The organism is Bacillus sp. P4_D3, assembly GCF_056401855.1.
Map to the genome: position 1 here is coordinate 1 of NZ_JBFUIN010001172.1, position 730 is coordinate 730.

A 730-nucleotide genomic window follows, 5' to 3' on the forward strand; every position below is an offset into this window, starting at 1 on the left:
TCAACATATACAAGATAAAGTCAACATATACAAGATAAAGAGGCCTACTATATCTCTCGTATCAAGTCGAATACACGTATGTATCAAAAAAATCCTAACCCTGATTATTTTCAAGAYRGAAGAATTAAGAAAGGTACAGAGTATATACAGATAGATATGGAGACGTTAATGAGCTCCCTTCAACCAGGACAAACATGTGAAATAGCTGATGCTTATGTAGGAATGATTGATAAAGTGCCAGCTCGTGTAATTGTTCAYCGRTTAACAAAACAACAGCAAMAAAAACGATTACAAGATCAAGCTGTAAGAGAAAAAAAGAAAGGAATGAAGTATTCTCCTCGTAGTAAACGACTCAGYGGTATCAATGTATATATGACAAACACCCCTACAGATATTGTCCCGATGGGACAGGTACATGACTGGTATTCTTTGCGTTGGCAAATCGAAATTTTATTTAAAACGTGGAAGTCATTCTTTCAAATYCATCATTGTAAAAAGATAAAACCAGAACGATTAGAGTGCCATTTATATGGTCAATTGATTGCCATTCTACTCTGTTCTTCTATCATGTTTCAAATGCGCCAATTGCTCCTCATGAAGAAAAAACGAGAGCTTAGTGAGTATAAAGCTATATATATGATTAAAGACTATTTTCTTCTTCTATTCCAAACTATACAGAAAAACACCCAAGAGCTATCAAAGGTGTTACTTCGTCTGTTCAATCTYCTAC

General features: G+C 34.6%; 1 pseudogene. It reads left to right on the forward strand.

Annotation, left to right across the window (positions count from 1 at the left end):
* Positions 1-21 precede the first annotated feature (21 nt).
* Positions 22-730, forward strand: a pseudogene (locus AC1DTM_RS30045) (IS4 family transposase); the annotation flags it as partial.